Annotated in this window: 9 protein-coding genes; 4 read left to right on the top strand and 5 right to left on the bottom strand. The window is 59.3% G+C overall.

Going from position 1 to position 7425, the window contains the following annotated elements; all coding sequences use genetic code 11:
- The 3 genes from ACIGDJ_RS27795 to ACIGDJ_RS27785 form a co-directional block, all read right to left on the bottom strand.
- Window positions 1-390 (bottom strand): LUD domain-containing protein (locus ACIGDJ_RS27795; RefSeq protein ID WP_397504697.1); only part of this gene is annotated, 390 nt, incomplete at its 3' end.
- Window positions 387-1211 carry a (Fe-S)-binding protein gene (locus ACIGDJ_RS27790; RefSeq protein WP_397480241.1) on the bottom strand — a complete coding sequence of 275 codons (825 nt, stop codon included), beginning with the start codon at window positions 1209-1211 and terminating at the stop codon, window positions 387-389. The genes ACIGDJ_RS27790 and ACIGDJ_RS27795, both read right to left, overlap by 4 nt.
- Before the next feature lie 149 nt (window positions 1212-1360).
- On the bottom strand, window positions 1361-3055 hold the full coding sequence (locus ACIGDJ_RS27785; protein WP_397480242.1) for a lactate permease LctP family transporter: 1695 nt from the start codon (window positions 3053-3055) through the stop codon (window positions 1361-1363).
- 263 nt (window positions 3056-3318) lie between these two features.
- Between ACIGDJ_RS27785 and ACIGDJ_RS27780 the strand changes: the two genes are divergently transcribed.
- Window positions 3319-4086, top strand: a complete 768-nt coding sequence (locus ACIGDJ_RS27780) for an FCD domain-containing protein (RefSeq protein WP_101158096.1) — start codon at window positions 3319-3321, stop codon at window positions 4084-4086.
- Window positions 4087-4189: 103 nt separating this feature from the next.
- Here the strand turns inward: ACIGDJ_RS27780 and smpB are convergent, their stop codons facing one another.
- A complete protein-coding gene (gene smpB / locus ACIGDJ_RS27775) occupies window positions 4190-4672 on the bottom strand; it encodes an SsrA-binding protein SmpB (RefSeq protein WP_007953781.1) in 483 nt (160 codons plus the stop codon).
- Between the two features lie 119 nt (window positions 4673-4791).
- Here smpB and ACIGDJ_RS27770 point away from each other — a divergent pair, with 119 nt between their 5' ends.
- The 3 genes from ACIGDJ_RS27770 to ACIGDJ_RS27760 are packed head-to-tail and all read left to right on the top strand — an operon-like array spanning window position 4792 to window position 6944.
- Window positions 4792-6195, top strand: a complete 1404-nt coding sequence (locus tag ACIGDJ_RS27770; RefSeq protein ID WP_101158094.1) for a sodium-dependent transporter — start codon at window positions 4792-4794, stop codon at window positions 6193-6195.
- A gap of 7 nt (window positions 6196-6202) precedes the next feature.
- Window positions 6203-6637, top strand: a complete 435-nt coding sequence (locus tag ACIGDJ_RS27765; RefSeq protein ID WP_397480243.1) for a type II toxin-antitoxin system RatA family toxin — start codon at window positions 6203-6205, stop codon at window positions 6635-6637.
- 4 nt (window positions 6638-6641) lie between these two features.
- Entirely contained in the window at window positions 6642-6944 is a 303-nt protein-coding gene (locus ACIGDJ_RS27760; RefSeq protein ID WP_397480244.1) for an RnfH family protein, read from the top strand.
- Window positions 6945-7003: 59 nt separating this feature from the next.
- Here the strand turns inward: ACIGDJ_RS27760 and ACIGDJ_RS27755 are convergent.
- The coding region (locus ACIGDJ_RS27755; RefSeq protein ID WP_397504696.1) for an outer membrane protein assembly factor BamE at window positions 7004-7425 on the bottom strand (422 nt) is incomplete at its 5' end.

Raw genomic sequence — 7425 nt, 5'->3', positions numbered from 1 at the left:
CTGGTTCATCTCCATCTCTTCGCAGACCATCGCTTTGCCCTTGATCACTTGCCGCGCCTCGTGAGCGCGGATGATCGACAGGACGATGCCGTTGGCTTCGTCCACCGTTTCCGCCCAGTGCACTGTCACACCGTTGCGGGTCAGGTTCTGTTCCAGTTGCTCGAGCAGGTCGGGCAACTTGGACAGCGCGCGGGCCTTGATGGAATTGCCCAGTGCGCGCAAGTGTTCTCTTTCGTGGGCATCGCTGAAAGCCGCCGCCCGCTTGGTCATCAGTGAATCCATGGCAGTGCGGAAGTTGTTCCGCAGCTGCTGATCACCCAGGGCGTTGTGTGCCCGGGTGCGGAAATCTTCTTCTACGGCGACCGTAGGAATAATCGTCGAGGTGCTCATTGCGCACCTCCGGTTCGCTGCCAGAGGAAGCTCGCCAGATGTTGCCCGCGTAACGCTTCCTGCTGTTTCTCCAGCGCGCCGTTGATGTTCATCAAACAGCCGCAGTCGGCACTCAGTACCTTGTGCGCGCCGGATTCCTTCAGTGCGCGGGTCTTGTCAGCCACCATCGCGCCGGAAATGTCTGGCATACGGACGCTGAATGTCCCACCGAAGCCACAGCATTCGCTTTCGTGGTCGTGATTGACCCGTTCCACATTGCTCAACTGCGCCAACAACTCGCGGCCGTGCAGGTGGGTATTCATTTCGCGGCGTGCCGAACACGACGTGTGCAGCGCGACTTTCACCGGTTCGCCGCTGTCCTTGAGCTGCACCTTGCAGACGAACAGCAGAAACTCGGCCAGTTCATAAGTGCGCGCCGCAAGGGCCTGCACCTGTTTCAACGTTTCCGGCTCGTCCTTGAACAAGTCGGCGTAATGCTCGCGCAGCATGCCGGCGCAGGAACCCGAGGGCACCACCACCGGATAATCCCCGGCAAACAGCGCCAGTTGCGAGCGCGCTACTGTCCGCGCCTGCTCGGTGTAACCCGAGGTGTAGGCCGGTTGGCCGCAGCAGCTCTGCCCTTGCGGATATTCGACCCGGATCCCTTCGCGCTCCAGCAGATGGATCGCATCCATCCCGGCTTCGGGGTAGAACAGGTCGACCACACACGTGCCGAACAGGTAGACCCGCGACGGTTTCTCGCTGGGGTATTGCCGACGTTCGGGCAGTGGCGGTGCCACGCGGGTCGCGTTCGGCACGGCGTTGTAAAAAAGCTCGCTCATCAGGCGTGTCTCCGGGTGGGCCCGGTTATCCGTCTGCTGCGGCTGCCGAATATAAAGCGCATTGCTTTCAGCAGCCTTACAGACCCGGTGGTGAATTGCTGACGCCGGATCACGGGCCGGCGTCGGTTATTTCCGTCTTTCTTGTAGGTTTAGTGCACCAGCATGCCAGTGAACCAGTAGGCCTGAGCCAAGGTGATCAAACCGACAATCGTTGCAAAGAATAGGCTGTGCTTGAGAGTGAAGCGGAACAGATCCGATTCCTTGCCGACCAGACCGGTCGCGGCGCAAGCCACGGCGATCGATTGCGGCGAGATCATCTTGCCGGTCACGCCGCCGCTGGTATTGGCCGCCACCAGCAAGGTGTCGTTGACGCCGATCTGGTGGGCGGTGGTCGCTTGCAACGAACTGAACAGCGCGTTCGACGACGTATCCGAACCGGTGAGGAACACGCCCAGCCAACCGAGGAACGGTGAGAAAAACGGGAACGCCGCGCCAGTACCCGCCAGCACCAGGGCCATGGTCGAGGACATGCCGGAGTAGTTGGTGACGAAGGCGAACGCCAGCACCATGCCGATCGACAGGATTGGCCAGCGCAGTTCGTAGAAGGTCTCTTTCAAAGTGGTCAGACCAGTTTTGAAATTGATCTTCAGTACCAGCATCGAAATCAGCGCGGAGAAGAAAATCGCCGTGCCGGTGGCGGAAATCGGATCGAGTTTGAATACCGCTGGAATCGCGGTCGGGTTAGCTACGATCGGCGCAGTCTTGATCACCAGTTGATCAAGGTGCGGAATCGCGAAGTTGAACACCCAGCCGTACATCGAGCCGCCAGCAGTGAACATGGCTTTGAAAGGCTTCAGCGTCCAGATCGTCACCAGCACAGTGAGGATCAGGAACGGCGACCACGCCTTGAAAATTTCCCCGAGGCTGTAGGGCGAAGCCACGGTGGTGCGCTTCTGGCCGAAACCGCCGACGCTAGCGCTGACCACCGAAGCGGACACGGCGCCGACGATGTGCTGGCCGGCGGCACGGCGCGGTTGCCAGACCTTGAGGAACAGGGTCAGGGAAATCAGGCTGGCCAGCGCCGAAGTGATGTCCGGCAGTTCCGGGCCGATGAAGTTGGAAGTGAAATACTGGGTGATGGCAAAACTCAAGCCTGCCACCAGCGCGGCCGGCCAGGTTTCGCGCACACCGCGCAGGCCGTCCATCATGAACACCAGCCAGAACGGCACGAACAGCGACAGCAGTGGCAACTGGCGACCAGTCATGGCGCCGATCTTGAAAGCGTCGATGCCAGTGACCTGGCCCGCCACGATGATCGGAATCCCCAGCGCGCCGAACGCTACCGGCGCAGTATTGGCAATCAGGCACAAGCCGGCGGCGTACAGCGGGTTGAAGCCCAGTCCTACAAGGAGTGCGGCAGTAATCGCGACCGGCGCGCCGAAACCGGCGGCACCTTCCAGAAAGGCGCCGAAGCAGAAACCGATCAGCAACACCTGCAAGCGCTGGTCATCGGTGATCGACAGGACCGAGCTGCGGATGACCTCGAACTGACCGCTTTTCACCGTCAGTTTGTAGAGGAACACCGCTGCGACAATGATCCAGGCAATCGGCCACAGACCATAAGCGAAGCCATATCCGGCGGCGGCGAAAGCCATGTCCACGGGCATCTGGAAGGCGAAAATCGCCACGGCAATCGAAAGTGCGAGGGTGATGCTGCCGGCCACATGGCCTTTGAGACGGAACACCGCCAGGGCAAGAAAGAAGAACACGATGGGAATGACGGCCGCGAGAGCGGAGACGCCAAGACTGCCGAGCGGACTGTAGAGCTGTTGCCAGGTTTGCATGGTGGGGTGGCCCCTAATTGTTGTTGGTCAGGCACTGTCAGCGTTCTTGGATAATTGGTAAGACCAATTTACAATCGCTGTTGGCTAGGGTAAAAGCCTTGATGACGGTGTGTCAATTTGCCGCTCTAAAACTTTTGTCGAACATGCAGTGCTGAGGTCATCTGTTCCGCTTTCGGCAAATGATGTCTGCCAGGTGCCGGCAGGGCGCCGATAGGCCAGAATAGAGAGCCCGGCGAGCGGTCGGGATCGTGGAGAAATGAGTTATGGGGTTTGATCAGATACGTTCGCGCCGTTTGTCTGATGACATCGTCGAGCGGCTTGAGGGGATGATTCTCGAGGGCACGCTGAAGTCCGGCGAGCGGCTGCCGGCGGAGCGTACGCTGGCCGAGCAATTTGGCGTATCACGTCCGTCGCTGCGCGAAGCGATCCAGAAACTCGCAGCCAAGGGCTTGTTGGTCAGCCGTCAGGGCGGCGGCAACTATGTGGTCGAAAGCCTGGGGTCGACGTTCAGCGATCCGCTGTTGCAACTGCTCGAAAGTAACCCCGAGGCGCAGCGGGATTTGTTGGAGTTTCGGCACACTTTGGAAGCATCGTGCGCTTATTACGCTGCATTGCGCGCCACCGATGTGGATCGCGAGCGCCTGACCGCCGCGTTCGAGGAGCTGCAGGATTGCTATTCGCGGCACGAGGAAGTCAGTCGAGCGGAGGAGGGCGCCGCCGATGCAAAATTTCATCTGGCGATTGCCGAGGCGAGCCACAACGCCGTACTGCTGCATACCATTCGCGGGTTGTTCGATCTGCTCAAGCGTAACGTCGTGACCAACATTGGCGGCATGTACAAACAGCGTGCGGAAACCCGCGACATGCTGATCTCACAGCATCGGGAATTGTATCTGGCGATTATCGAAGGGCGTGCCGAGCAGGCGCGGGAAGTGTCCAGCCGACACATTCTGTATGTGCAGGAAGTGCTGGAAGAGGTGCGTCAGGAGGTGCAGCGCATGGCGCGTGCGGAGCGGCGCAAGGGGATGTGATTTTATAAAGCAAAAGATCGCAGCCTGCGGCAGCTCCTGCACGGGAATATTTCCCTGTAGGAGCTGCCGCAGGCTGCGATCTTTGCTTTCAAGGGGGGGGAAGTCAGTCTTCCTTGCCCTTGTTGCGCACCGCACGCTGCAACTCACGACCGGCGTCGCGCTCGCGCTCGGTGTCACGCTTGTCGTATTCCTTCTTGCCCTTGCCCAGAGCAATCTCGCACTTGACCATGTGCTTGCTCCAGTACCAGGACAGGCAGACGCAGGCGTAACCCTTCTGCTGCACGGCGGCGGCAAGCTTGTCCAGCTCGCGGCGGTTGAGCAGCAGTTTACGTGTGCGCACCGGGTCGGCGATGACGTGAGTGCTCGCGGTCATCAGCGGCGTGATGTGGCTGCCGAGCAACCAAGCTTCGCCGTCCTTGAGCAGCACATAGCTGTCGACCAGTTGCAGCTTGCTCGCCCGCAGACTTTTTACTTCCCAGCCGGCCAGGACCAGACCGGCCTCGAACTTGTGCTCGATGAAGTAATCGTGTCGCGCCTTTTTGTTCTGCGCGATGGTCCCTGTTGGGTGTTTCTTCTGTTTAGCCATAGGGGCGGCATTATATGGAGTTGTTCGGCTGTCGGCTACGGTGTTGCTGCGTGCTTGAGCAGGTTGAGTGAATCCCGGACAATGCGGCCTCTTTTTCTAACGCTTGGGCGTGATAAACGATGTCGACAGACAAGGTTTCTGTCCACGGCAGTTGGGCTAGCCGCTGGGTATTCATACTCGCCGCGACCGGTTCGGCCGTGGGACTGGGTAGTATCTGGAAATTCCCCTACATGGTCGGGGTCTACGGTGGCGGTGCCTTCGTGCTGATGTTTCTGGCGTGTATCGCGCTGATCGGCGTGCCGGTGATGCTCGCTGAAACCCTGATCGGCCGGCGCGCCCGGCAAAGTCCGGCGAACGCCTTGAAGGTGCTGGCGCTGGAAGCCGGGCATTCGCCCAAGTGGTCGTGGGGCGCCTTCGCCGGGATGATCACGGCGTTGCTGATTCTGTCTTTCTATAGTGTGGTCGGCGGCTGGTCGCTGGATTACATCGTCGACATGGGGCGCGGTGATTTCCAGGGCGCGACACCTGATCAGGTTGGCGCGTATTTCGGCAATGTCATTGCCGATCCATGGCGGCTGACACTTTGGCACACGATTTTCATGCTGCTGTCGGCGTTCGTCATCGCCAGGGGCGTGGTTGCCGGCCTGGAACGCAGCCTGCGGATCATGATGCCGCTGTTGTTCGTAATGATTCTGGTGCTGCTGGGCTACAGCATGACCACCGGGCATTTCATGGAGGGCGTGCATTTCATGTTCGACTTCCATCCGGAGAAGGTTCTGGATGGCTTGCTGCCGGCGATGGGCCACGCGTTCTTCTCGCTGAGCGTCGGTGTCGGCTCGATCATGATCTACGGCGCCTACATGCCGAAGAACACCTCGCTGTCGCGTACCGTCGTGGGTGTCGCGTTGCTTGATACGTTCGTGTCGCTGGTTGCTGGTCTGGCATTGTTTCCGATTGTGTTTGCAGCCGGCCTGAACCCGAGTGAGGGGCCGGGGCTGATGTTTGTCAGTCTGCCCTTTGCCTTTGGCAACGTGGTTTTCGGCCAGTTGATGGGCGTGGTATTTTTTGTACTGGTCGCGGTGGCAGCGTGGAGTTCGGCGATTTCGCTGCTTGAGCCGATGGTCGCTTACCTGGTCGAGCGCACGAAAATCAGTCGCGCCTGGGTCACGTTCTGCCTGGCCTTTACCTGCTGGTTCGTCGGTCTGGGCACGGTGTTTTCTTTCAATATATGGAAGGAAGCCAAGTTTTTCGTGAACGAAGGCGGAATGTTCAGCCTCTACCAATGGGGCGCGCAGAGCGGTCTGGATTTCTTCGGCGTGATCGATTTCTTCACCTCGCGGATCATGTTGCCCCTCGGTGGCTTGTGTTTCGTGCTGTTCGCGGGATGGGTGATGGGGCGTGAAGCGGTGCGGGATGAACTGTCCATTCGCAACCCGGTTCTGTTTGCCCTGTCCTTGTTCTTGATGCGCTACGTGGCGCCTATCGGCATTCTTGTAGTCTTTGCCGCTCAGCTCTGGAAGTAACGCTTACATGACGACACATATCCAACGATCCGCGCTCCTGCCGTACCCGGCGCAATTTCTCTACGACCTGGTCAACGATGTCGCGCGGTACCCGGAGTTTTTGCCGTGGTGCTCGGAGGCAGAAGTGCTGGAAAGCTCGCCGGAGCAAATGCGCGCCAGTGTCGGTGTGGCCAAAAGCGGCCTCAGCCAGCATTTCGTCACGCGCAATACGCTGGTGCCAGGGCAATCGATCGAGATGGACCTTGAAGAAGGCCCGTTCACTCAGTTGCACGGCATCTGGGTATTCAAGGCGCTGAACGAAAAGGCCTGCAAGATCAGTCTGGATCTGTCGTTCGATTACGCCGGTCCGCTGGTACGCGCTACGTTGGGGCCATTGTTCAATCAGGCGGCCAATCAATTGGTGGACGCTTTCTGCCAGCGCGCCAAGCAGATGCACGGTTGAGCCGGTGATCGACATAGAAGTTGTGTACGCGGCAGTTGATCGGCAGGTTTTGCGTGCGATCAGCGTGGCTGAAGGCGCCACCGTCCGGGCGGCCGTGCACGAATCGGGCATCGCGGCCGAATTTCCTGAGCTGAATCTGGCGGAGTGTCCACTGGGGATTTTTGGCAAGGTCGTGACTGGCGCGGATTCTCGCGCTGTGCAGGCGGGTGACCGGATCGAAATATATCGACCGCTGCTGGCTGACCCCAAAGAAGTTCGACGTTTGCGTGCGGCCAAGGCTGCCGAGGCAAAAGCACGGAATATTTGATCAGGCTAAACGGCAGGCAATAAAAAACCCGGAATGTCCGGGTTTTTTTGCCTCGCCTATTACTGCGGCGAGGTGTCGAGCGGCTCTGGTGTCGGAACCGGTACGGTTTCCACACCATCGACGTCCTTCTGGATCTGATCCAGCAAGGAGCCTGGCTTGGCTGGTTTTTCAGCTTCTGGCTTCTCGGCGTTTTCAGCAGGCGCGGTCACGGTCGTACCGCTGTCCTTGCCGAGAATGGCTTCGTCACGGCTCACGCCGGGCATGAAGTCACCGGACAGACTGACTAGCTGGTCGTTGGAATTGAAGATAACGCTGATTCGTTCCTGCTGGCGTTCACCGCCACCCGGTTGCAGGCTGTACAGATAATCCCAGCGATCGGCATGGAACGTGTCGGCAAGCAGAGGGTTGCCCATGATAAACCGTACTTGCGGCCGGGTCATTCCCGGGCGTAACTGGTCTATCATGTCCTGCGTGACGACAT

This window comes from Pseudomonas sp. NPDC079367, assembly GCF_044542195.1.
Classification (GTDB): Bacteria; Pseudomonadota; Gammaproteobacteria; order Pseudomonadales; family Pseudomonadaceae; genus Aquipseudomonas.
Note: the sequence above shows the minus strand (reverse complement) of the source record. Positions and strands in the feature narration are given on the sequence as shown.

What these genes read in the sequence shown, in the direction of transcription:
- smpB (WP_007953781.1), bottom strand. Translation starts at nt 4,672, where the DNA reads ATGGCTAAACAGAAGAAACACCCAACAGGGACCATCGCGCAGAACAAA.
- ACIGDJ_RS27790 (WP_397480241.1), bottom strand. Translation starts at nt 1,211, where the DNA reads ATGAGCGAGCTTTTTTACAACGCCGTGCCGAACGCGACCCGCGTGGCA.
- ACIGDJ_RS27765 (WP_397480243.1), top strand. Translation starts at nt 6,203, where the DNA reads ATGACGACACATATCCAACGATCCGCGCTCCTGCCGTACCCGGCGCAA.
- ACIGDJ_RS27770 (WP_101158094.1), top strand. Translation starts at nt 4,792, where the DNA reads ATGTCGACAGACAAGGTTTCTGTCCACGGCAGTTGGGCTAGCCGCTGG.
- ACIGDJ_RS27785 (WP_397480242.1), bottom strand. Translation starts at nt 3,055, where the DNA reads ATGCAAACCTGGCAACAGCTCTACAGTCCGCTCGGCAGTCTTGGCGTC.
- ACIGDJ_RS27780 (WP_101158096.1), top strand. Translation starts at nt 3,319, where the DNA reads ATGGGGTTTGATCAGATACGTTCGCGCCGTTTGTCTGATGACATCGTC.